Origin of the sequence: Glutamicibacter arilaitensis Re117, from assembly GCF_000197735.1 — a bacterium.
GTDB lineage: Bacteria > Actinomycetota > Actinomycetes > Actinomycetales > Micrococcaceae > Glutamicibacter > Glutamicibacter arilaitensis.
Genome location: NC_014550.1, coordinates 2,152,285 through 2,173,911, shown reverse-complemented (window position 1 = coordinate 2,173,911; position 21,627 = coordinate 2,152,285). Strand labels below are relative to the sequence as shown.

The 21,627-nt window shown below is 61.4% G+C and carries 17 protein-coding genes and 1 pseudogene; 11 read left to right on the top strand and 7 right to left on the bottom strand.

What is annotated here, in order from left to right; all coding sequences use genetic code 11:
* Nucleotides 1-33 precede the first annotated feature (33 nt).
* The 11 genes from AARI_RS10405 to secG all read left to right on the top strand — a co-directional run bounded on the left by AARI_RS10405 (nt 34) and on the right by secG (nt 10,520).
* Nucleotides 34-738 carry an HAD hydrolase-like protein gene (locus AARI_RS10405; protein ID WP_041648819.1) on the top strand — a complete coding sequence of 235 codons (705 nt, stop codon included), beginning with the start codon at nt 34-36 and terminating at the stop codon, nt 736-738.
* Entirely contained in the window at nt 739-1,410 is a 672-nt protein-coding gene (locus AARI_RS10400) for a lysophospholipid acyltransferase family protein (protein WP_013349253.1), read from the top strand.
* A gap of 3 nt (nt 1,411-1,413) precedes the next feature.
* Nucleotides 1,414-3,357 carry an excinuclease ABC subunit UvrC gene (gene uvrC / locus AARI_RS10395; RefSeq protein WP_013349252.1) on the top strand — a complete coding sequence of 648 codons (1,944 nt, stop codon included), beginning with the start codon at nt 1,414-1,416 and terminating at the stop codon, nt 3,355-3,357.
* A gap of 9 nt (nt 3,358-3,366) precedes the next feature.
* Complete coding sequence (rapZ, locus tag AARI_RS10390; protein ID WP_013349251.1) at nt 3,367-4,260, top strand: RNase adapter RapZ; 894 nt, start codon at nt 3,367-3,369, stop codon at nt 4,258-4,260.
* A gap of 5 nt (nt 4,261-4,265) precedes the next feature.
* On the top strand, nt 4,266-5,291 hold the full coding sequence (locus AARI_RS10385) for a gluconeogenesis factor YvcK family protein (RefSeq protein ID WP_013349250.1): 1,026 nt from the start codon (nt 4,266-4,268) through the stop codon (nt 5,289-5,291).
* 27 nt (nt 5,292-5,318) lie between these two features.
* On the top strand, nt 5,319-6,299 hold the full coding sequence (gene whiA, locus AARI_RS10380) for a DNA-binding protein WhiA (protein WP_013349249.1): 981 nt from the start codon (nt 5,319-5,321) through the stop codon (nt 6,297-6,299).
* Between the two features lie 60 nt (nt 6,300-6,359).
* Nucleotides 6,360-6,989 carry a superoxide dismutase gene (locus AARI_RS10375; protein WP_013349248.1) on the top strand — a complete coding sequence of 210 codons (630 nt, stop codon included), beginning with the start codon at nt 6,360-6,362 and terminating at the stop codon, nt 6,987-6,989.
* A 184-nt stretch (nt 6,990-7,173) separates the two neighbouring features.
* Nucleotides 7,174-8,181, top strand: coding sequence for a type I glyceraldehyde-3-phosphate dehydrogenase (gene gap / locus AARI_RS10370; RefSeq protein WP_013349247.1), 1,008 nt, complete (start codon nt 7,174-7,176; stop codon nt 8,179-8,181).
* Nucleotides 8,182-8,197: 16 nt separating this feature from the next.
* Entirely contained in the window at nt 8,198-9,427 is a 1,230-nt protein-coding gene (locus AARI_RS10365; protein WP_013349246.1) for a phosphoglycerate kinase, read from the top strand.
* Between the two features lie 3 nt (nt 9,428-9,430).
* Entirely contained in the window at nt 9,431-10,246 is an 816-nt protein-coding gene (gene tpiA / locus AARI_RS10360) for a triose-phosphate isomerase (RefSeq protein ID WP_013349245.1), read from the top strand.
* Nucleotides 10,247-10,268: 22 nt separating this feature from the next.
* The gene (secG, locus tag AARI_RS10355) at nt 10,269-10,520 is read left to right on the top strand and encodes a preprotein translocase subunit SecG (protein WP_013349244.1); all 252 of its coding nucleotides are present in this window, start codon (nt 10,269-10,271) and stop codon (nt 10,518-10,520) included.
* Between the two features lie 84 nt (nt 10,521-10,604).
* On the opposite strand, the pseudogene glgX reads toward secG, so the two are convergent.
* The 7 genes and pseudogenes from glgX to AARI_RS10325 form a co-directional block, all read right to left on the bottom strand.
* Nucleotides 10,605-12,512: pseudogene (gene glgX, locus AARI_RS10350) on the bottom strand (glycogen debranching protein GlgX); the annotation flags it as partial.
* Between the two features lie 15 nt (nt 12,513-12,527).
* Complete coding sequence (locus AARI_RS19945) at nt 12,528-12,719, bottom strand: hypothetical protein (RefSeq protein WP_197535080.1); 192 nt, start codon at nt 12,717-12,719, stop codon at nt 12,528-12,530.
* A complete protein-coding gene (glgA, locus tag AARI_RS10345; protein WP_013349243.1) occupies nt 12,716-14,164 on the bottom strand; it encodes a glycogen synthase GlgA in 1,449 nt (482 codons plus the stop codon). The genes AARI_RS19945 and glgA overlap by 4 nt, the downstream gene beginning before the upstream one ends.
* 6 nt (nt 14,165-14,170) lie before the next feature.
* On the bottom strand, nt 14,171-15,505 hold the full coding sequence (gene glgC, locus AARI_RS10340; protein WP_013349242.1) for a glucose-1-phosphate adenylyltransferase: 1,335 nt from the start codon (nt 15,503-15,505) through the stop codon (nt 14,171-14,173).
* Nucleotides 15,502-17,694, bottom strand: a complete 2,193-nt coding sequence (gene glgB, locus AARI_RS10335) for a 1,4-alpha-glucan branching protein GlgB (protein WP_013349241.1) — start codon at nt 17,692-17,694, stop codon at nt 15,502-15,504. The genes glgC and glgB overlap by 4 nt, the downstream gene beginning before the upstream one ends.
* Nucleotides 17,695-17,804: 110 nt before the next feature.
* Nucleotides 17,805-20,243: a glycogen/starch/alpha-glucan phosphorylase gene (locus AARI_RS10330; protein ID WP_013349240.1), complete on the bottom strand. Its 2,439-nt coding sequence runs from the start codon at nt 20,241-20,243 to the stop codon at nt 17,805-17,807.
* A gap of 346 nt (nt 20,244-20,589) precedes the next feature.
* Nucleotides 20,590-21,555 carry an FAD-dependent oxidoreductase gene (locus AARI_RS10325; protein ID WP_013349239.1) on the bottom strand — a complete coding sequence of 322 codons (966 nt, stop codon included), beginning with the start codon at nt 21,553-21,555 and terminating at the stop codon, nt 20,590-20,592.
* Between the last annotated feature and the right edge of the window lie 72 nt (nt 21,556-21,627).

The window sequence follows — 21,627 nt, the reverse complement described above, 5'->3', positions numbered from 1 at the left end:
GCGTCCGCTTCATGGGAAGATGGCTAGGTGAATATGTCGGTAACAAGTGTGCTTTTCGATCTGGATGGGACCCTCGTGGACCCTGCCGGTGCCATAACTTCGGGTATCCGCCACGCGGTCACCTCCCACGGTTTGGCCGATCCTGGCGAGGCACGAGTCGAAGCTCTGGTGGGTCCGCCCCTGCAAATTGGGCTGCGCACGCTTGACGGCGTTACCGACGAGAATATCGACTCGATTATCGCTGGCTACCGTGCACGGTACGCCGAAGTCGGCATGGGCCAGTCGGTGATCTATCCGGGCGTCGTGGCGCTTTTGGACGCACTGCGCGAAGCCGGGATCCATGTCGCGGTGACCACTGCCAAGCCGATCAACATTGCTCGCCAGCTCATTGCCCGCAAGGGCCTGGATGCGCATTTGGATGCGATCCACGGCAACGCTGACGAGCATGGCTCCATGGGCTCTAGCAAAACGCACATTGTGGCCGAAGCGCTGCAGCACGGCAAGCTGGATCCGGCAACCAGCGTCGTGGTGGGGGACCGCCACTATGACTGGGATGCCGCACGGGCGAACTCGGTGGCATCCATCGGCGTTGCCTGGGGCTTCGCCCAAGACGGAGAGCTGCAGCAAGCCGACGCAATCGCAGCGACCACCAAAGAACTAGCCGTACTCCTGCTCGGAACGCAGGTGGCGGCCAAACTAGGCCTCGACGAGAACCTCATGCAGGAAGGTGCAAAGTAGATGAGCATCTACACCATGACCCGTTCGTCGATTCGGGGCATCATCCACGGCGTGTGCCGTGCGGAAGTCACCGGGCTGGAGAACGTGCCCAAGGAGGGCGGCTTCATCGTCGCCTCCAACCACCTGTCCTTCTTCGACTCGCTGATCATCCAGGCGCTGACCCCGCGCGATGTCGCGTTCTTTGCCAAAGCCGAGTACTTCACCACTCCTGGCCTCAAGGGCAAGATGATGAAGACCTTCTTCGAATCCGTGGGCTCCATTCCGGTGCAGCGCGGTGAGCAGGCCGCCTCGGTGGCAGCCCTTGACTCGCTGGTGGAAATCGTTGAAAACGGCAGCGGCATCGGCATTTACCCCGAGGGCACCCGTTCGCGCGACGGCAAGCTGTACCGCGGACGCACCGGCGTGGGCTGGCTCGCGCTGACCACCGGCGTCCCAGTGGTCCCGGTGGGCCTGATCGGTACCGAGAAGCTGCAGCCTGCCGGTTCCAAGGGCTTCCGCCCGGCCAAATTCCATATCCACTACGGAGAGCCGCTGTATTTCGACCAGCTCGGACGCAAGCACCCGCTGCCGCAGCGCCGCCAGGCCACCGACCGCATCGTTGATGCGATCGCCGAGCTGTCGGGCCAGGAACGCGTCGACTCCTATAACCAGTTGCCGCCGGACGCGAAATAGACCATGGCTGATCCGGCGAGCTACCGTCCGAAAACTTCGGACATCCCCACGAAACCGGGCGTGTACCGTTTCCGCGACGAGCACGGCCGGGTTATCTATGTCGGCAAAGCGAAGGTCCTGCGTAACCGCCTGACCTCCTACTTCGCCAACCCTGACCGGCTCACGCCCAAAACCCGGGCGATGGTATTCACCGCCGGCAGCGTGGAGTGGACCGTGGTCGGCTCGGAGCTTGAAGCCCTGCAGCTGGAGTACTCCTGGATCAAGGAATACAACCCGCGCTTCAACATCGTCTTCCGCGACGACAAGACCTACCCGTACCTGGCTATCACGCTCAACGAGAAATACCCGCGGGCACTGGTGATGCGCGGAGACAAGCGCAAGGGCGTGAAGTACTTCGGCCCGTTCTATCCGGCCAAGGCCATCCGCGAAACCCTGGACACCCTGTTGCGCGTCTTCCCGGTGCGCAGCTGCGCCCCCGGAGTCTTCAAGCGTGCCGAAGCCTCGGGCCGCCCGTGCCTGCTGGGCTACATCGACAAATGCTCTGCACCCTGCGTGGGGCGGATCAGCGAAGAAGACCATCGCCAGCTAGCCGATGACCTGTGCACCTTCATGAGCGGTGAAGCTACCAAATTCACCAAGGCGCTCACCGTCAAGATGCAAGAGGCCGTGGCAGAGCTCGAATACGAGAAGGCCGCCCGGTATCGCGATGACATTGCGGCGCTGAAGAAGGTCTTTGAACGCAACGCCGTGGTGCTTGATGACCGGACCGAAGCGGATATCTTCGGCATCCACGATGATGAGCTGGAAGCGGCCGTACAGGTCTTCCATGTGCGCGATGGACGGATCCGCTCCCAGCGCGGCTGGGTCGTGGAAAAGGTGGCCGACACCACCGAAGCTGAATTTGTCGAGCAGCTCCTCACCCAGGTGTATGCCGATCATGCCGATCGCATTCCCAAGGAAATCCTGGTTCCTGCGTTGCCTGAGGAGATCGAAGATGTCACCACCTGGCTCACTGAGCTGCGTGGTTCCAAGGTCTCCTTGCGGGTAGCACAACGTGGTGACAAAGCCGCCTTGGCTTCGACGGTGGAAGAGAATGCTGAGCAGGCGCTGCGCCTGCACAAGTCCAAGCGTGCAGGGGACATCACCACCCGCTCGCTAGCCATGCAGGAACTGCAAGACGCCTTGGGTGCTGAACAAGCGCTGCTGCGCATCGAATGCTACGACGCTTCCCATACCCAAGGGACCAATGTGGTTGCTTCCATGGTCGTCTTTGAAGACGGGCTGCCCAAGAAGAGCGAGTACCGCAAGTTCTCCATCACCGGCGATGCTGCACGCGATGATACCGCCAGCATGTATGACGTGATTTATCGCCGATTCAGTCGCTATCTGAAGGAAAAGGTCGATCCTGCGAGCTTCGCGACCGGGGAAGTGGAAGGGGAGTCGGGGGAACAGGAAAAGAAGAAGTTCTCCTATCCGCCATCCTTGGTCATCGTTGACGGTGGACCGCCGCAGGTTGCCGCCGCGCAAAAGGCCATGGACGATTTGGGTATCGATGACATTCCCGTGGTCGGCCTGGCCAAGCGCCTGGAAGAGCTGTGGCTGCCAGATGATCCGTTCCCGGTGATTTTGCCGCGTGCCTCGGCTGCTCTGTATTTGGTCCAGCGTCTGCGCGATGAAGCGCACCGTTTCGCGATCACCTTCCACCGTGCCAAGCGTGCCAAGTCGATGATTTCCTCGGACTTGGACGCAATCCCGGGGCTGGGCAAATCCAAGCAGGCTGCGTTGCGCAAGCATTTCGGATCGATGAAGAAGATCCGGGCCGCGAGCGTGGAAGAACTGATGGATGTGCCTGGCGTCGGTGAGAAACTTGCGACTTCCATCAAAGACTCCCTAGAAGATTCTTCACTTTCGGGTGTGAATATGACTACTGGCGAAATTGTCGACTAGCCTTGTGATATGACCGCTGAGTATGAAGCAGTAAAGCCCCCTGAGTCCGAACTGGTGATCGTAACTGGCATGTCAGGTGCCGGTCGCACCACAGTCGCGCATGCTCTGGAAGACCAGGGCTGGTACGTAGTGGAGAATCTTCCACCGGCCATGCTTGGACCGTTGACGGAGATGATGAGCCGTTCGCAGGGTTCCATCCCGAAGATGGCCGTCGTGATGGACGTGCGCTCCAAGGAGATGTTCCCGGAGATTCGCGATGCGCTGGCAAATCTGACTGCCAGCGGCGTGAAGTTCCGCTTGGTGTACCTTGATGCCAGCGACGAGGTGCTGATCCGCCGTTTCGAGCAGGGGCGCCGTCCTCATCCGCTGCAGGGCGATGGCCGAATCGTCGACGGCATCAAGCGCGAACGCGGAATTACCGATCAATTGCGTGAAGCTGCCGAAATCATCTTGGACTCCACCAGCATGTCGGTCCATGACCTGGCCCGTTCGGTCAATGAGCTGTTCAGCGAATCAGGTCCGATCATCCTGCGCATTAACGTGATGAGCTTCGGATTCAAGTACGGACTGCCCGCAGATGCCAATTACGTGGCAGATGTCCGCTTCATTCCCAACCCGCACTGGGTCCCGGAACTGCGCCCGCAGACCGGTAAGGACAAGGAAGTTTCGGACTATGTGCTCAGCCAAGAAGGCACCAGCGAGTTCATCGAGAACTACCTCAAGGCACTGGAGCCGGTCTTTGAAGGCTACCGCCGCGAAAATAAGCACTACGCAACCATTGCCGTGGGCTGCACCGGCGGCAAGCACCGATCGGTAGCGACCACCATTGAGTTGGGACGACGACTGGCACAGTTCCCGAACGTCAGGGTCAACATCAGTCACCGAGATCTGGGGCGTGAATAAGAACCATGGCCTTTGCTACAGGTCCGATCCCAATTCAGGGGCTGACTCGAAGTGACGATTATCGCAACCCCTCAGTTGTTGCGCTCGGCGGGGGACACGGGCTGTCCTCTTCGCTCTCTGCGTTGCGTCGGCTGACCACCGACCTGACAGCCATCGTGACGGTGGCTGATGACGGTGGCAGCTCTGGGCGCCTGCGCGGATCTTTCGATGTCCTGCCACCGGGTGACTTGCGCATGGCCTTGGCGGCGCTATGCGACGACAATGACTGGGGCCGTACCTGGCGCGATGTCATGCAATACCGCTTCGAATCGACCGAGAACGTTGAAGAACCGCTCAATGGACATGCCGTCGGCAACCTTCTGATTCTGGCGCTGTGGGAGCTGCTGGATAATCCGGTAGCCGGACTGCGCTGGGCCGGAGCGCTGCTTGGCGCCCGCGGGCAGGTGTTGCCGATGAGCACGACTCCACTGTCTATTCACGGCGAAGTGCTTGAAACCGACCCGGTGAACGATACGTTGATCCGCCGCCGGATCGTTGGGCAAGCGAAGCTGGCTCGTGCCGGTTCTGGCGGTCTGGTCACCCAGGTCTACCTGGAACCAGCCGATGCGCCGGCTTGCTCCGAAGCGTTGGAATCTATCGACCTGGCCGACTGGGTGATCCTGGGACCTGGCTCTTGGTACACCTCGGTGCTTCCGCATCTGCTGTTGCCCGATATGCGCCAAGCGCTGTCCTCGACCACGGCCAAGAAGCTGCTGACGATGAATCTGGCATTCGAGACTGCAGAGACTTCCGGGATGGATGCCGCAGCCCACTTGGAAGTTCTGGTGCGCTACGCACCGGAGGTCAAATTCGATGCAATTATCGCCGACGAATCGAAGATTCGTAACAAGGAGCGATTTGAGCTGGCAGCGCAAAAACTCGGTGCGCGTGTCTTTTTTAGTACAGTAGGAGTATCTGACGGTCGTGCCGTGCACGACCCGTTGCGACTAGCGGCGGCCTATCACGAGGTGTTTACCGCGATCGGGTCTTAGGAAGATCCAAGTAAGGGAGTTTGATTCATGGCATTGACGGCTTCCGTCAAAGACGAGCTGTCGCGGGTAGAGATTCGCAAGCCATCGGTCCGCAAGGCTGAGGTTTCGACCATGCTCCGCTTCAGCGGCGGACTGCACATTGTCTCCGGGCGAATTGTCATCGAAGCTGAAGTTGACCTGGCAGCCACTGCCCGGCGGTTGAAGATTGCGATCGGCGAGCTCTACGGCCACGACGCTGAGATCGTCATGGTTTCCGGCTCGGGCATTCGCAAGGGCAGCCGCTACATTGTGCGTGTTTCCAAAGACGGCGAAGTACTTGCACGCCAAACCGGTCTGCTTGACCAGCGTGGACGCCCAGTGCGCGGCCTGCCTTCGGTCATCGTCAACGGTTCCACCGCCGACGCCGAAGCAGTATGGCGCGGGGCGTTCCTCTCCCACGGATCGCTGACCGAACCAGGGCGCAGCTCCGCTTTGGAAATCACTTGCCCAGGACCAGAAGCCGCATTGGCGCTGGTTGGTGCAGCACGCCGCCTTGGCCTGACCGTCAAGGCCCGCGAGGTGCGCGGTGTAGACCGTGTAGTGATCCGTGATGGCGATGCCATTGCCCAGCTGCTGACCCGCATGGGCGCACACGATGCGCTCATGGTCTGGGAAGAACGGCGCATGCGCAAGGAAGTGCGTGCCACTGCCAACCGCTTGGCAAACTTCGACGACGCTAATCTGCGCCGCAGTGCGCAGGCAGCGGTAGCTGCGGGTGCTCGCGTGGAACGCGCGCTGAGCATCTTGGGCGACGAAGTTCCTGAGCACCTGCGCTATGCAGGACTGCTGCGTCTGGAACACAAGCAAGCCTCCTTGGATGAGCTTGGCCGCATGGCCGAACCTCCAATGACCAAGGACGCCATTGCTGGTCGAATCCGCCGCCTTTTGGCTATGGCGGATAAAAAAGCCAGCGATCTGGGAATACCAGGCACGGAGTCCGGCGTTCCAGGAGAAGAACTGGAACACTAAAATGTCCCCGCGGGAGCCCTCCCGTGGAGATTCAACCAATTGAAAAGATTGAGGAGAATCATGGCTGTTTATTCACTGCCAGAACTGCAGTACGACTACGCCGCACTGGAGCCGAACATCTCGGCTCGCATCATGGAGCTGCACCACTCCAAGCACCACGCAACCTACGTTGCTGGCGCAAACTCGGCACTGGAGCAGTTGGCTGAAGCTCGCGAAAAGGGCGAATTCGGCAACATCCCTAAGCTGTCCAAGGACCTGGCATTCCACCTCGGTGGCCACACCAACCACTCGATCTTCTGGAACAACCTGTCCCCAGAAGGCGGCGACAAGCCAGAGGGCGAGTTGGCAGCAGCCATCGACGACTTCTTCGGTTCCTTCGACGCTTTCCGCGGCCACTTCACCGCTTCGGCCATGAGCCTGCAGGGCTCCGGCTGGGCAGTTCTGGCTTACGACGCACTGGGCGGCCAGCTGGTCATCGAGCAGCTCTACGATCAGCAGGGTAACATCCCAGTGGCAACCACCCCGCTGCTGATGCTGGACATGTGGGAGCACGCCTTCTACCTGGACTACGTCAACGTGAAGGCTGACTACGTCAAGGCCTTCTGGAACATCGTGAACTGGGCAGATGTCCAGGCTCGTTTCGAAGCGGCCCGCAAGGGTGCAGCATCGCTGATCGTTCCAGGTAAGTGAGACTTATCTGGTAAGGCAGCTCACATTCTGCGCTAATTTAGCGTAGTATGTTTCAAGTGTGTTGCGCATCCCAGCATTTGCTGGGATCCGCAATCACGGCACAACGGAGTGTCCTCTTAAAAGAAGGCCACTTCCGCTTGTGTGCGGTCGTGGCATCATCATCCCATTTAGAGGAGATAGTCACGTGACAACCCGTGTTGGAATCAATGGTTTCGGTCGTATCGGACGCAACTTCTTGCGTGCAGTTCTGGCCCACAAGGCAGACATTGAAATCGTCGCCGTCAATGACCTTGGTTCAATCGATTCGCTTGCTCACCTGGTGAAGTTTGATTCCGTTCTCGGCCCAGTGGGCGAGTCGGTATCCGTAGATGGCGATACCATCGTCGTCGGAGAACGCCGTATCAAGGTTCTGTCTGAGCGCGAGCCAGCCAACCTTCCATGGGGCGAGTTGAACGTCGATGTCGTTATCGAGTCGACCGGATTCTTCACCAACGCAGAAGACGCCAAGAAGCACGTTGCTGCTGGCGCCAAGAAGGTCATCATCTCGGCTCCGGCCAAGAACGAAGACATCACCATCGTGATGGGTGTCAACCAGGACAAGTACGATCCTGCAAACCACGCCATTATTTCGAACGCATCATGCACCACCAACTGCCTGGCTCCAGTAGCCAAGGTGCTGAACGAAGAGTTCGGCATTGTTGATGGCCTGATGACCACCATCCACGCTTACACCGCAGACCAGCGCCTGCAGGACGCACCGCACAGCGACCCACGCCGTGCCCGCGCCGCAGCACTGAACGTCATCCCGACCTCCACCGGTGCCGCCAAGGCCATCGGCGTGGTGCTCCCAGAGCTCAAAGGTAAGCTGCACGGTTACGCTATGCGCGTACCAGTTCCAACCGGTTCGGCCACTGACCTGACCGTCAACCTGGCTCGCACCGCAACCGTGGAAGAAATCAACGCAGCATTCGAGAAGGCAGCTGCTGAAGGTTCCTTGAGCGAATACCTTGAGTACTCGACCGATCCACTGGTCTCTTCGGACATCGTGACCAACCCGCACTCGGCAGTTTTCGACTCCGGTCTGACCACCGTGATGGGCAACAGCGTCAAGGTCGTCGCGTGGTACGACAACGAGTGGGGCTACTCCTCGCGACTTGTTGACCTCGTTGAATTCGTGGGATCCAGCCTCTAGTAGATAACCTAGAGACATGTCTTCTCACACCATTGACGAATTGATCGCTGACGACGGTGTCCGCGGACGGTACGTTCTGGTCCGTAGTGACCTGAACGTACCGCTCGACGGTGCAACTGTGACCGATGACGGGCGCGTGCGTGCCTCGCTGCCAGTCATCTCGAAGCTGGCTGAAGCCGGCGCAAAGGTCATCGTAATGGCCCACTTGGGACGTCCCAAGGGCCAGGTCGATGCCAAGTACTCCATCGCTCCAGCGGCTCACCGCTTGAACGAACTCGCTGATTTCGAGGTAACTACCGCCGAAGACGTGGTGGGCGATTCCGCTCGCCAGGGTGCGGCGAACCTCGCTGAAGGCTCCGTACTGGTTCTGGAAAACGTCCGCTTCGATGCTCGCGAAACCTCCAAGGTGGATGCCGAGCGAGAAGAGTTCGCCAAGGAACTGGCTGCACTGACCGGTGAGAATGGCGCTTACGTGAACGACGCTTTCGGCGCCGTGCACCGCAAGCATGCCTCGGTTTACGACATTGCTGGCCTGTTGCCGAGCTACCAGGGGGACCTGGTGGCTACCGAGGTCAAGGTTCTCAAGACCCTGACCGAAGCCCCGAAGCGCCCATATGTTGTGGTGCTTGGTGGTTCGAAGGTATCGGACAAGCTCGCTGTCATCGACAACCTGCTGGGCAAGGCCGATCAGCTTCTGATCGGCGGCGGCATGGCGTTCACCTTCCTCAAGGCCCAGGGCTACGCCATTGGCGGCTCGCTGCTTGAAGAAGACCAGATCGCTGTCTGCCAGGAGTACCTGCAGCGCGCTGAGAAGCTCGGTTGCGACATCATCGTGCCAAACGACGTCGTCGTGGCAAGCAAGTTCGGTGCAGATGCTGAGCATGAGGTGCTGGCCGCAGACAAGATCGAAGAAGCCAGCTTTGGCTCCAACGGCCTTGGCCTGGACATCGGTCCGAAGTCCGCTGAACTGTTCGCAAGCTACATCACCAGCGCAAACACCGTGTTCTGGAACGGCCCAATGGGCGTCTTCGAGATCCCAGCTTTCGCCGAAGGTACCCGTACCGTCGCGCAGGCTCTGGCGGACTCGGAAGCGTTCAGCGTTGTAGGCGGCGGCGACTCCGCTGCAGCCGTACGCGCACTGGGCTTCTCGGAGGATGACTTCGGCCATATCTCCACCGGTGGCGGTGCTTCGCTGGAGTACCTCGAAGGCAAGACCCTGCCGGGTGTTGCCGCATTGGAAGGCTAAATAATGACCATTTCGCAGAACGGCGCCTACGTGCGCCAGCCGCTGATTGCCGGCAACTGGAAGATGAACATGGACCACGTCCAGGGCATCACCCTGGTGCAGAAGCTGGCGTGGACCCTGAAAGACCACGAGCATGATTACGATCGTGCCGAGGTTGCAGTGTTCCCTCCCTTCACCGACATCCGTGGCGTGCAGACCCTGACCTTGGGTGACAAGCTGGATATCGTTTACGGTGCCCAGGACCTGTCCGCACAGGATTCAGGTGCGTACACCGGCGAAATTTCCGGCCAGTTCCTCAAGAAGCTCGGTTGCAGCTACGTACTCGTTGGCCACTCCGAGCGTCGCGAGTACCACAACGAAACCAACCAGGTGATTGCCGCGAAGCTGGCAGCCGCTTACCGCCACGAGATGACCCCGATGCTTTGCGTCGGAGAAGGCCTGGACGTGCGCAAGGCTGGCGAGCATGTTGCATTCACCTTGGAGCAGTTGGCACAGTCGCTGGAAGGCGTATCCGCTGAGCAGGCCGAAAACCTGGTCATCGCTTACGAACCAGTGTGGGCCATCGGCACCGGTGAAGTTGCAGGACCAGCTGACGCCCAGGAAATGTGCGCCGCCATTCGCGGTGCGCTTGCTGAACGCTTCGGTACGGAGATTGCTGAGAAGACCCAACTGCTCTATGGCGGTAGTGTTAAGGCAGCAAACGCCGCATCGATCATGCGTGAACGCGATGTTGATGGCGTGTTGGTTGGCGGTGCCAGCCTAGACGCTGAAGAATTTGCTAATATTGTCAGGTTCGAGCATCATCTCGTCACCGACTGAATCTAACTAAGGAACCGTCGACTTGGATATTATCAAGATCATTTTGCAGGTCCTGCTGGGCATTACCAGTGTCTTGCTGACCCTCCTGATCCTGCTTCATAAGGGTCGTGGTGGCGGTATGTCGGACATGTTCGGCGGCGGTATGACCAGTTCAATGGGCTCTTCAGGTGTCGCGGAGCGCAACCTGAACCGCATCACCATTATCCTGGGTCTGATCTGGGGCGCCGTGATTATCGGCCTGGCCCTGGTCCTGAGATTCAGCGCCGAGGGCTAAGCGGACTTAGACCAATAGCTGCCAATGGGCACCTTCCACATCATGTGGAAGGTGCCCATTGAGTTTAAGGCTCCTGCAGTACCTCTAGGAGCTGAGCACCGCAACAGAGTGTCCCTGCATCAGATAGCTGCCTGCAACATCGTGCGCTGAAACTTCCGGCTCGGCGCTGTGCAGTTCAAGACACCAGGAAGCACCTTCATCAGGGTCCGGTAGAGTGAACTCGCACGCATCGCCGAAGTTGAAAATAATCAGGACGCTGCCTGCGAGTGCCTCGCCGCGCGGGTCGCCGGCAGCGCCGCGCAGCTGCAACGCCAGAGAACGGAACTCTGGATCCTGCCAGTGCTCCGCGTCGGGACCGGAACCATCGTGAGAAAACCAACGGACATCACGGTGCCCATCAGCCCGCTGCTCGCCGTGCATAAAGCCGCGCTGGCGCAAGTGGGGGAATCGGCGGCGCAGCTCGATCAAGTCGCGAACAAAGACGGTCAGCTCATGGTCTTGCGACGACCAGTCAATCCATCCCAATTCGTTATCCTGCGCGTAGGCATTGTTATTGCCCTGCTGGCTGTTGCCAAATTCGTCGCCGGCCAACAGCATGGGCACACCCTGGGCAAGCAGCAAGGTGGCCAGCAGGCCGCGGACGCGCAGGCTACGCCCCTGGAGGATGCCCGGTTCATCAGTTGGTCCCTCGACACCGAAGTTGTCGGAGTAGCTCTCGTCGTGGCCGTCGCGATTCTCCTCGCCATTGGCCTCATTGTGCTTCTGCGAGTAAGTGACGGCGTCACGCAGGGTGAAGCCGTCGTGAGCGCTGATGAAGTTGATTCCTGATGTGGCGCTCCGGCCCGAATGATCAAAGAAGTCGGCGGAGCCAAGGAGCAGGGAACCGAAATTCGCAGCACCCAGGATTTCGCCTCGCCACACCCGCCGGATCCCGTCGCGAAAACGATCGTTCCATTGGGCGAAAGGGGAAGGGAAATTGCCCAGTTGATAACCGCCCGGGCCCAAATCCCATGGCTCGGCGATGAGCTTGAGCTCGGAGAGCACGGGATCCTGCGCGATGGATTGCAAGAAGGTTCCCTCGGGCTCGAATCCTTGCGGGCTGCGTGCCACCGAGGTCGCCAAATCGAAGCGGAAGCCGTCCACGCCGAAAGTCTGTGCCCAATAGCGCAAGCTATCTAGCACCATGCGAAGTGTCATGGGGGAGTAGACCGCAAGGGTGTTCCCGGTGCCCGCATCATTAATATAATGGCGCGGGTCCTCGGCCAAGCGGTAGTACCCGGCGTTATCCAGGCCGCGCAGGTTCAGGGTGGGACCGTGTTCCCCGCCTTCGCCGCTATGGTTGTAGACCACGTCGAGGATGACCTCGATGCCCGCTTCGTGCAGGGTGTGGACCAGCTGGCGGAATTCGGCCACGGCATCGTTCTGGGCGTAGCGGGGCTCGGGGGCGAACCAGGCCACGGGCTGGTAGCCCCAGTAGTTGGTGAGGCCCTGTTCAACGATGTGCTCGTCGTCGATAAATGCCTGCACCGGCAAAAACTCGACAGCGTTGACGCCGAGGGACTGAAGATGCTCGATGATGGCCGGACGCCCCATGCCCGCATATGTCCCGCGGATTTCGGCGGGAACCCCTGGGTGGGTTGCGGTCAGGCCCTTGAGGTGGCTTTCGTAAATCACCAGGTCCGCGAGCTCGTGGTGCGGTCGGTTGCTCGCGGGGTCAGGCCCCGAAGGTTCCGCTGTGATGATGCCCTTGGGGACGACGGGAACGCTGTCCTCCGGATCTGGCTGCAGCGCGAGGCCGCTGTCGCCGCCGACCACGTGATCCGTGGCAGCGGGCCGAAGGGCGCCGTCCATCAGTTCGTGATACCGCACCGGGCGGTCCAGCGATCTCGCGTAGGGATCGATCAGCAGCTTGTTCACGTTAAAGCGCAGGCCTGCTTCGGGCAGGTATTCGCCGTCCGCGCGCAAACCATACCTGGTGCCTGCGCCGATGCCGCCAAAATGCGCATGTCAAATACCGTCCTGGACGTAGGGCAGGGCCAGGCGGTGTTCTTCCGCGTCATCGCCTTCGGGGAACCAGCAGAAGTATACGGCCCTCGCCTTGGGCGCGTAGACCGCAACGTTGGCTCCGGAAGCGTCCACGGTGACGCCCAGCGGCCACGGCCTGCCGGCCGTCGTGTCGAGTGCCGGGGCCTGGGTCATGAAACGAGCTCCGTGAACAGCCTGGCATATACGGCAGCCGAGGTGCCCCAGTCCACCGGGGTGTTCAGCGCCTGGGAGCGCAGCTGCGCCCAGGCCGCCTGATCCTTGTAGAGGTCCACCGACCGGCCCAGGGCGAAGCCCAAGCCGCCGGCATCGATGTCGCTGAAGGTGAAGCCGGTGGCGGTGCCATCGGCCAGGTGCTCCGGCGTCGCGTCGACTACGGTATCGCGCAGGCCGCCGGTGGCAGCCACTAGCGGGATCGCCCCATAGCGCAGGCCGATGAGCTGGGTCAGCCCGCATGGCTCGAATCGGGAGGGCACCAGCACCAGATCGGCCCCGGCGTACATCCGGTGGCTGAGCTGTTCGTCGTAGCCGATGTGCAGGCCCACGGACTGCGGATAGCGGGCCGCCAGCTCGCCCAGCGCGTACTCGTAGCCCGGGTCGCCCGAGCCGAGCACCACCACGGCGCCGCCGGATTCGATGAAGGCCGGCAGCTTCTCCAGCAGCAGGTCCACGCCCTTTTGGTGGGTGAGCCGGGTGACGACCACGGCCAACGGGCCCGATGGCTCGGCCAGCGAGAATTCGTTGAGCAATGCCTGCCGGTTCGCAGCCTTGGCCGCCGGATCAGACGCGTCGTAGTTGTTGATCTGGGGATCCGTGGCAGGATTCCAGACCTCGGTGTCGATGCCGTTGAGGATGCCGGCAAGCTCACCGCGGTCCCTGCGCATCGTCACTACGCCTTGGAGGCCGAAGCCGAACTCTTCACGGGTGAGTTCCTGGGCGTAGCTCGGGCTGACGGTGCTGATCCGCGAGGCATGTACCAGCCCCGCCTTCAGCGTGCTGACCAGCGAGTGGTACTCCAGCGCCTCAGGATGGAAATCCCAGGTCGGCAGGTGCAGCGCATCAAGCTGATCCGGGCCGAAGATCCCCTGGAAGGCAATATTGTGGATGGTCAGCAGCGTCGGAACCCGGGAGCCGGCATACTTCAGGTAGGAGGGAACCAGCCCTGCCTGCCAATCATGGGCATGCACCACATCCGGGCGCCACTTATCGGAGGTGCCGTCGATGGCAATCCGCGCCGCCACCCACGACAGCGCGGCAAAACGCACGTGGTTGTCGTGGTGGTCGTGCCCGTCGACCACGTAGGGTCCGCCGGGCCGGTCGTAAAGGTGCGGCGCATCCAGCAGCAGCAGGTCCAGGCCTTCGAAGTGGCAGTAACGCACCGTGGCGGGGCCGCCGAAGAGGTCCTCGTCCCGCCAAATCCGTCTAGTGCGGCCCACCCGCTCCAGCAGGCCAGGATAGGCAGGCATCAGGATGCGGGTGCGCCACCCCAATGGCTCCAGTGCGGCAGGCAACGCGCCAACTACATCGGCCAGCCCGCCGGTTTTGACCAGTGGCGCGCATTCAGAAGCAACAGACAGCACCCGGCGTTGTCGTTGAGCCATCGATTCCTACTTCCCCTCCAACTGTTCGGCGCTCCACGAGATGCCGCCTTCGAGAATTGCGGCGCGGCGGTCAAGCATCGGCTGGGTAATGAGCACGATGCCCGAATCCGTGCGGCGGAACCACTTGGAATCCTCGTCTGGATCCTGGCCGACAATCAGCCCCTCGGGGATGCGCACCCGGCTGTCGATAACGCATTTGGTCAAGTCCGCATTGCGTCCCACATCCACGTTGGGCAGCGATACGATCTGGTCAAGCTTGGAGAAGGAGTGGGCCCGGTTCCCGGTGAAGAGCAGCGACTTGTGAACGTCGGCTCCGGAGAGGATGCAGTCGCCCGAGATCAGCGACTCCACGGCCTGTCCGCGGCGTGACTCATCGTCGTGGATGAACTTGGCAGGAGGGGTCAATTCGGCATAGGTCCAGATGGGCCAGCTGTTGTCGTAGAGATCCAGCGAGGGGACGACCTCGGTGAGGTCGAGATTTGCCCGCCAGAAGGAGTCGATGGTGCCCACATCGCGCCAGTATGGTTCAGTCTCCAGACCTGACATGACGCAGGACTCGGTGAATTTGTGGGCGTAGGCGCCGCCGTTTTTCACGATGGACGGGATCAGATCATGCCCGAAGTCGTGGCTGGAGCTGTCATCCTCGGCATCATCCAGCAACAGCTCGCGTAGGAACTTCCAGTTGAAGACGTAGATGCCCATGGAAGCCAGAGCCATCGCCGGATCGTCGGGCATGCCCGGGGGATCGGCTGGCTTTTCGAGGAAGTCGACAATGCGGCCGTTCTCATTAACATGCATCACGCCGAAGCCGGTGGCTTCCTCACGCGGTACAGTCAAGCAGCCGATGGTTACGTCGGCCTGGGTCTGGACATGCTGGCGCAGCATGATCTCATAGTCCATTTTGTATACGTGGTCGCCGGCCAGGATGATCACGTACTCAACGTCATAATCGTCGACGATGTCGATATTCTGCGTGACCGCATCCGCGGTGCCCAGGTACCACTTGTTCTCCTGGACGCGCTGGCTGGCAGGCAGGATGTCCAGGTACTCGTTGCGCTCGGCTCGGAAGAAGTTCCAGCCACGCTGCATGTGCCGGATCAGCGAGTGCGCCTTGTACTGGGTGGCAACGGCCATCTTGCGCACCCCGGAGTTATAGGCGTTGGAGAGCGGGAAATCGATGATGCGCGACTTGCCGCCAAAGTGGACCGCAGGTTTTGCACGCCGGTCGGTGAGCTCCTCGAGTCGGCTGCCTCGGCCGCCAGCCAGGACGAAGGCCATCGCCTGGCTGGACAGGCGCGGTGGTGCCCCGGCTGCATTGCGCCTATTGGAAGTGGTATTCATGAGCGTTCCTCCACAAAATAGATTGCCGATAAGGGTGGGAGCGTGAGCAGTGCGGATTGTGCTTCGCCGCCTGAGGGGACGGCTTCGGTTTCGATGGCTCCACCGTGACCGCGATTGGCCCCGTGGTAGCGTTCGGAATCGGTATTCAGGGCCTCGACCCAGCGTCCGGCCACCGGGAATCCAATGCGGAATCCGGTGCGTTCCACCGGGGTGAGGTTCAGAACGACGACCACGTGGGGGTCGCCAGGTTCGCCGCGGCGCAGCCAAGCGAAGACCTGATGCTCGATGTCGTCGACCAGCAGCCATTGGAACCCCTCCGGGCGGGCATCGCCCCGATGCAGGGCCGGTTGCTCGCGGTAGATCCGGTTGAGATCCTGGACCAGGGTCTGCACGCCGGCGTGGCCAGGGTCATCGAGGATGTTCCAGTCGAGCTGGCCCTGGTAGTCCCATTCGGCGGGCTGGCCGAATTCTTGGCCCATGAACAGCAGCTTCTTGCCCGGATGCCCCCACATGTAGCCGTAGAAGGCCTTGAGGTTGCCGAGCTTGTCGGCGTGGCTGCCTGGCATGCGCGAGTACATCGAGCCCTTGCCATGCACGACCTCGTCATGGCTGATCGGCAGCAGGAAGTTCTCGCTGAAGGCATAGGTGATGCCGAAGGTCAGCTGGTTGTGGTGGTGCTTTCGGTAGACCGGATCCTTGCCGAAGTACTCCAGCGAGTCATTCATCCACCCGAGGTTCCACTTGTAGCCAAAGCCCAGGCCGCCGGCATCCACCGGGCGGGTGACTCCGGGGTAGGCGGTGGAGTCTTCGGCAATCATCGCGATGCCCGGGTGCTGCGCATAGCTGGCCACATTGGTCTGCTTCAGGAAGTCCAGGGCCTCGTAGTTTTCATTCCCGCCGTCCTTATTGGCGATCCATTCGCCCTCGGCGCGCGAGTAGTCGCGGTTGATCATCGAGGCGACAGCATCCACGCGCAGCCCATCGAGGTGGTATTCGCCCAGCCAATACAGTGCATTGGCCACCAGATAGTTGCGCACCTCGGGGCGGCCGTAGTTGTAGATCAACGTGTTCCAGTCCGGGTGGAAGCCCTCACGCGGATCAAGATGCTCGTAGAGCGCAGTGCCGTCGAACCGGCCCAAGCCATGCTGGTCGGTGGGGAAGTGCCCCGGAACCCAGTCGGCAATGACCCCCAGCCCGCGTTCGTGGGCGGCGTCGACAAAGGCCGCAAATTCCTGCGGAGTCCCGTAGCGGATCGTCGGAGCGAAAAGCCCGATGGGCTGGTAGCCCCAGGATCCGTCGAAGGGATGCTCGGTGACAGGCAGGACCTCGATGTGGGTGAACCCCATGTCGGCCGCGTAGTCCACGAGCTGCGTGGCCAGCTGCAGATAGCTCAGCGATTGGCCGGTGCCGCCGGTGCGCCGCCAAGAACCCAGATGCACCTCGTAGATGCTGATCGGGGCATTGACCGAGTTGATCTGCTCGCGGCGGGCGAGCCATGATCCATCACGCCAATCATGGGCCTCGATGCGCCGGATCACCGAACCGGTGGCCGGCGGGTGTTCGGAACCGAACCCGACGGGATCGGCCTTCAACGGCAGCAGCTCGCCGTCGGGCCCCAGGATTTCGTACTTGTATACCGCGCCCTCATCGAGATCGGGCAGGAACAGTTCCCAAACTCCGGTGGCGCCGCGCGCACGCATGGGGTGGGCGGTGCCATTCCACGAGTTGAAATCCCCAACTACGCTGACCCGCCGAGCATTGGGCGCCCACAGCGCGAAATGCGCGCCAGCAACCTGCTCGTGGGTGATCAGGTGCGCACCCAGCGCTTTCCAAAGGCTGCGGTGTTCGCCTTCGCCGATCAGGTGCTCGTCGAATTCTCCGATGACCGGCCCGAAGCGGTAGGGATCCTCGCGTGCCTCGAAAAATCCCGAGGCCCAGCGGATGCGCAACCTGTAGTAGGGCAGGGCGGGGCCGGTGAAAAGCTCAGGGTCCTCGGGATGAGGTTCAAGCTGCACCTCGTCGGTGGCGTTCACTGCCCAGAGCTGAATTGCGCCTGGAATGCGCGCCACCAGATGCCGCCCGTCTTCGGTGGGTCCGAGCACGGAGAAAGGATCCGGATGCCGCCCCTGGGACAGCAGGCGCACCTGCCGCGCATCTAGCACCGGATGGCTTGTATCCTCGTCTGGCACGTCGGCTCCTTGCTGTAGCTTTTGCTCTCATCCAAACACACGCAGAGCCCGCTGGACCCAAGATGACGCAGGTCACCTTTGTATTACATGTCGTGACAAAAGGTGACCGGCTACAGCGCGGATTCCACGTCCCAAATCTGCGACATATATTCGCGGATTGAGCGGTCAGAGCTGAAATACCCCATGCGAGCGATGTTCAAGATGGCCATGCGCTGCCATTTTTCGGGATCGCTGTAGCAGTCGGCTACTTCGCCTTGGGCCCGGTCGTAATCCTCGAAGTCCGAGGCAACCAGGAACCAGTCGCTGTTCCACATGGTCTCCAGCAGCCCGTCATAGCGGTGATGATCCTCGGGGCTGAAGGTGCCTTCAGCAATGGCCTGCAGGACATCGCGCAGGGTTTGGCTGGCCTCCAGCGCGGCGCGGGAGTGGCCCTGCTGGGCGCGGCGTTCGCCAACCTGTTCGGTGGTGAGCCCGAAGAGGAAGAAATTCTCGGCACCGACGTGCTCGCGGATTTCGACGTTCGCCCCGTCAAGGGTGCCGATGGTCAACGCCCCATTGAGGGCGAACTTCATATTGCCGGTGCCCGAGGCTTCCATGCCCGCGGTGGAAATCTGCTCGGACAGATCGGCCGCCGGAATCAGCTTTTCGGCCATGGATACGCCGTAGTTTGGCGGGTAGACAACGCGCAGCAGGTGGCGGGTTTCCGGGTCGTTGTTCACCACTTCGGCGACGTCATTGATCAGCTGGATGATCAATTTAGCCATGTGGTAGCTCGGTGCGGCCTTGCCACCGAAGATCTTGACCCGGGGGACCCAGTTGGCCTGCGGATCGCGCTTGATCCGCTGCCAGTGCGCAATGGTCCACAAGATGTTCAACAGCTGGCGCTTGTATTCGTGCAGCCGCTTCACCTGGGCGTCATACAACGCCTCGGCAGGCAGTTCGATGCCGTGCTCAGCGGCAAGCCAGCCGGTGAAATGCTCCTTGGCCTGGCGCTTGCTGCGGCCGAAGGCATCGCGGAAGGCAGGATCCTCGGCATAGGGTTCGAGCTCGCGCAGCCGCTCCAGGTCTGACTCCCACCCGGCACCAATGGTGTCGGTGATCAATGCGGCCAGCGACGGGTTGGCGAGTTTGAGCCAACGGCGCGGGGTGACACCGTTGGTGATATTCACGATGCGCCCTGGATGCAGTTCGTTGTGGACAGGGAACAATTCCTGGCTGACCAGTTCGGTGTGGAGCGCTGAAACGCCGTTGACCTTGTGGCTGGTGGTGAACGCCAAATCGCCCATGCTGACCTGATCGTTGCTGATCAGGCGCACCGGATTCGGGGCCTGGCCCTGCAGCGCGATGAACTGGGTGTCGAGGGTCTCGATGATCTGCAGGTGGCGTGGCAGGACCTTGCGCATCAGCCCAACGCTCCAGCGTTCCAGTGCTTCTGGCAGCAGCGTGTGGTTGGTATAGCCCAGGACGCTGGTTGCGGTTTCCACCGCAGTATCGAAGTCCACGGCGTGCTCGTCAACCAGCAGGCGGATCAGCTCGGGACCGGCAATGGCAGGATGGGTGTCGTTCATCTGGATGGCCACGAACTCCGGGAGCTTGAGCAGGTCATCGTGAGCCGCTAGGTAGCGTCGCAGGATGTCCTGGACCGAGGCGGAGGTCAGGAAGTACTCCTGGGAAAGCCGCAGCTCCTTGCCGCCCTCGGTGGTGTCGTTCGGGTACAAAACGCGGCTGAGGCTGCGGGCCAATGCTTCGGGTTCGGAAGCCGCGGCGAAGTCGCCGGCGTTGAAGCGATCCAGATTGAAGAGGTCGGCGCTGGGCATCGCAGCCCAAAGGCGCAAGGTGTTGGCCCACTGGCCGCCGTAGCCAACTACCGGGGTGTCATGGGCCGAGGCGAGGACCTTGGAGCGTGGCGACCAGATGGAGGCGCCGTCGTGATCGTGCAGCTCGCCGCCGAAGCCGACCGGGTAGGCGGCTTCGGGGCGGGTGAAGTCCCATGGGTTGTCGGTGGCCAGCCAGTTTTCCGGGGTTTCGATCTGCCGCCCGTTTTCGAAGTGCTGGCGGAACAGACCATGTTCGTAGCGCAGGCCGTAGCCGTAGGCGGGGCAGCCCATGGTGGCCATGGATTCGAGGTAGCAGGCCGCGAGGCGTCCCAGGCCGCCGTTGCCCAAGGCGGCATCGGGTTCTCCCTCGGCTACCTCATCGAAGCTCAAGCCGAATTCCGCGAGGACCTGGACCATGACATCGCGCAGGCCGAGGTTGATGGCCTGGTCTTCAAGCAGCCGCCCGATCAGGAATTCCATCGACAGGTAGTAGACGCGTTTGCGGTCTTCATCCCAGGTGCGACGTGTTGCGCTGAACCACGGATCAACCGCGTAATCGCGCACTGTGTGGGACAGGGCCATCCGCCAGTCGAAGAGCGAGGCCTGCTGCGGGCTCTTGCCTACCGTGTACTGCAGGTGGCGCAACATGGCTTGGCGAAACTGGGCTGGTGTCGGCGCAGATTCTGCGGCGGTCGTCTCGCGGAGTTGACGGGCATCGAATGATTGCGACATTGGCTGCTCTCGTGATCTTCAGTGGTACCTGGGTTGTCAGTGGTGGTGCGTGAAACGTGACATTACTCTAAGGCCGGCGATCTGTCGTCGCCTATGACCGGCAAGTGTCATCAAAGGTGTCGTTCGCCGCTGGCCAAGGTACTGCGACGGCCCGGCACGTCCCCGCGCGCCGATCAGAGCGCGGTGGAACGGTCCTTCTCCCAGTTTTCGAAACGCAGCGCCGAAAACTGCCCCAGCCTAGGCAGCGAACGACACCATTTGGCGTTCTATGGCGAGCCTAGCCCGCCACCGGCAACACAGTGTTTAAATAGGATGAAGTTTGGGTTTAATAGTGCGGTATCCGGGCCTACGAGTTCAGCAATTCCACCACTCGCCGCGCGGTGCCCCAGGACAGGGTGACGCCGCCGCCACCATGGCCATAAGCCGCGATCACCGGGATGCCGTACCCGGCAACGTGCTCCAACCGGATGGTTTCCCGCGCCGGCCGCAGGCCGACCTTGTGTTCCAGGACCTCGCAATCGGCCAGCTGTGGCACCAGGGAGATAGCGCGATCGAGCATGTCGATCGCCGTCTGTTCATCAACTTCGAGGTTGGTGTCGTGGGCGACGTCGGTACCGCCCACGATGATGTCATCGCGTCGCGGAATGACATAGCAGACACCCTGCGGGTGATCATCATCGCTGAACCAGTCGGTCAATCCGGCGGTATTGGCCAGGCGGATGACCTGGCCGCGAATCGGATAGACGCTGTGGTCATCGCCCAGCAACTCGCCTCCGCGGATCCCGGTGGCCACCACCACCGCATCGCTGTGGGCACCCAGCTCGTCCAGATCGGTGATTGTGCGTTGCTCGAATTGCACGCCGAGATGCTGGCACTGCTGCTGCAGCCAGTCCAGATAGGTCGGCATGGTGATGACCGGGACCGTGCCGCTGGTGGCCGAGAGCGCGCCGTCGGGCAGCAATGCCGGGTCGACGATAGCGGCGTCGGCAACATGCCGGGTCCATGAGCGATCGGCATCCGCGCGCCGCTCGACATCCATGCCGAAGCGAAGGTCGACTCCGGTCTCCGGAATCAAGGAGAGCGCCTCGAAGCGTTCCAAGGTTCGAGCGAGCAGGATATCGGCGGCGGGGGAGTTCTCCGAGTGGTACGGGAACCAGATGGCCGCGGAGACTGCGGAAACGGTGTGCAGCGGTTCCTGATCGCTGATCACGCGCACACGGTGGCCTTGGCTGGCCAGTTCATGTGCGGTGGACAGGCCAATGACCCCGGCGCCTATCACCGTGACATTGAGCGGGGCGAGCAATTCTGGCATGGGAATCCTTAAAGACGGTGGTTAGCGCAAAGGCCGGCTCCGGGAACCAAGGGGTTCACGGAGCCGACCTAA

Excerpts from the sequence above, each read along its gene's own strand:
- whiA (WP_013349249.1), top strand. The coding sequence starts at position 5,319 with ATGGCATTGACGGCTTCCGTCAAAGACGAGCTGTCGCGGGTAGAGATT.
- glgC (WP_013349242.1), bottom strand. The coding sequence starts at position 15,505 with ATGAATACCACTTCCAATAGGCGCAATGCAGCCGGGGCACCACCGCGC.
- glgA (WP_013349243.1), bottom strand. The coding sequence starts at position 14,164 with ATGGCTCAACGACAACGCCGGGTGCTGTCTGTTGCTTCTGAATGCGCG.
- AARI_RS19945 (WP_197535080.1), bottom strand. The coding sequence starts at position 12,719 with ATGACCCAGGCCCCGGCACTCGACACGACGGCCGGCAGGCCGTGGCCG.
- AARI_RS10375 (WP_013349248.1), top strand. The coding sequence starts at position 6,360 with ATGGCTGTTTATTCACTGCCAGAACTGCAGTACGACTACGCCGCACTG.
- tpiA (WP_013349245.1), top strand. The coding sequence starts at position 9,431 with ATGACCATTTCGCAGAACGGCGCCTACGTGCGCCAGCCGCTGATTGCC.
- AARI_RS10365 (WP_013349246.1), top strand. The coding sequence starts at position 8,198 with ATGTCTTCTCACACCATTGACGAATTGATCGCTGACGACGGTGTCCGC.
- AARI_RS10400 (WP_013349253.1), top strand. The coding sequence starts at position 739 with ATGAGCATCTACACCATGACCCGTTCGTCGATTCGGGGCATCATCCAC.
- uvrC (WP_013349252.1), top strand. The coding sequence starts at position 1,414 with ATGGCTGATCCGGCGAGCTACCGTCCGAAAACTTCGGACATCCCCACG.
- AARI_RS10385 (WP_013349250.1), top strand. The coding sequence starts at position 4,266 with ATGGCCTTTGCTACAGGTCCGATCCCAATTCAGGGGCTGACTCGAAGT.
- AARI_RS10325 (WP_013349239.1), bottom strand. The coding sequence starts at position 21,555 with ATGCCAGAATTGCTCGCCCCGCTCAATGTCACGGTGATAGGCGCCGGG.
- AARI_RS10330 (WP_013349240.1), bottom strand. The coding sequence starts at position 20,243 with ATGTCGCAATCATTCGATGCCCGTCAACTCCGCGAGACGACCGCCGCA.
- AARI_RS10405 (WP_041648819.1), top strand. The coding sequence starts at position 34 with ATGTCGGTAACAAGTGTGCTTTTCGATCTGGATGGGACCCTCGTGGAC.
- rapZ (WP_013349251.1), top strand. The coding sequence starts at position 3,367 with ATGACCGCTGAGTATGAAGCAGTAAAGCCCCCTGAGTCCGAACTGGTG.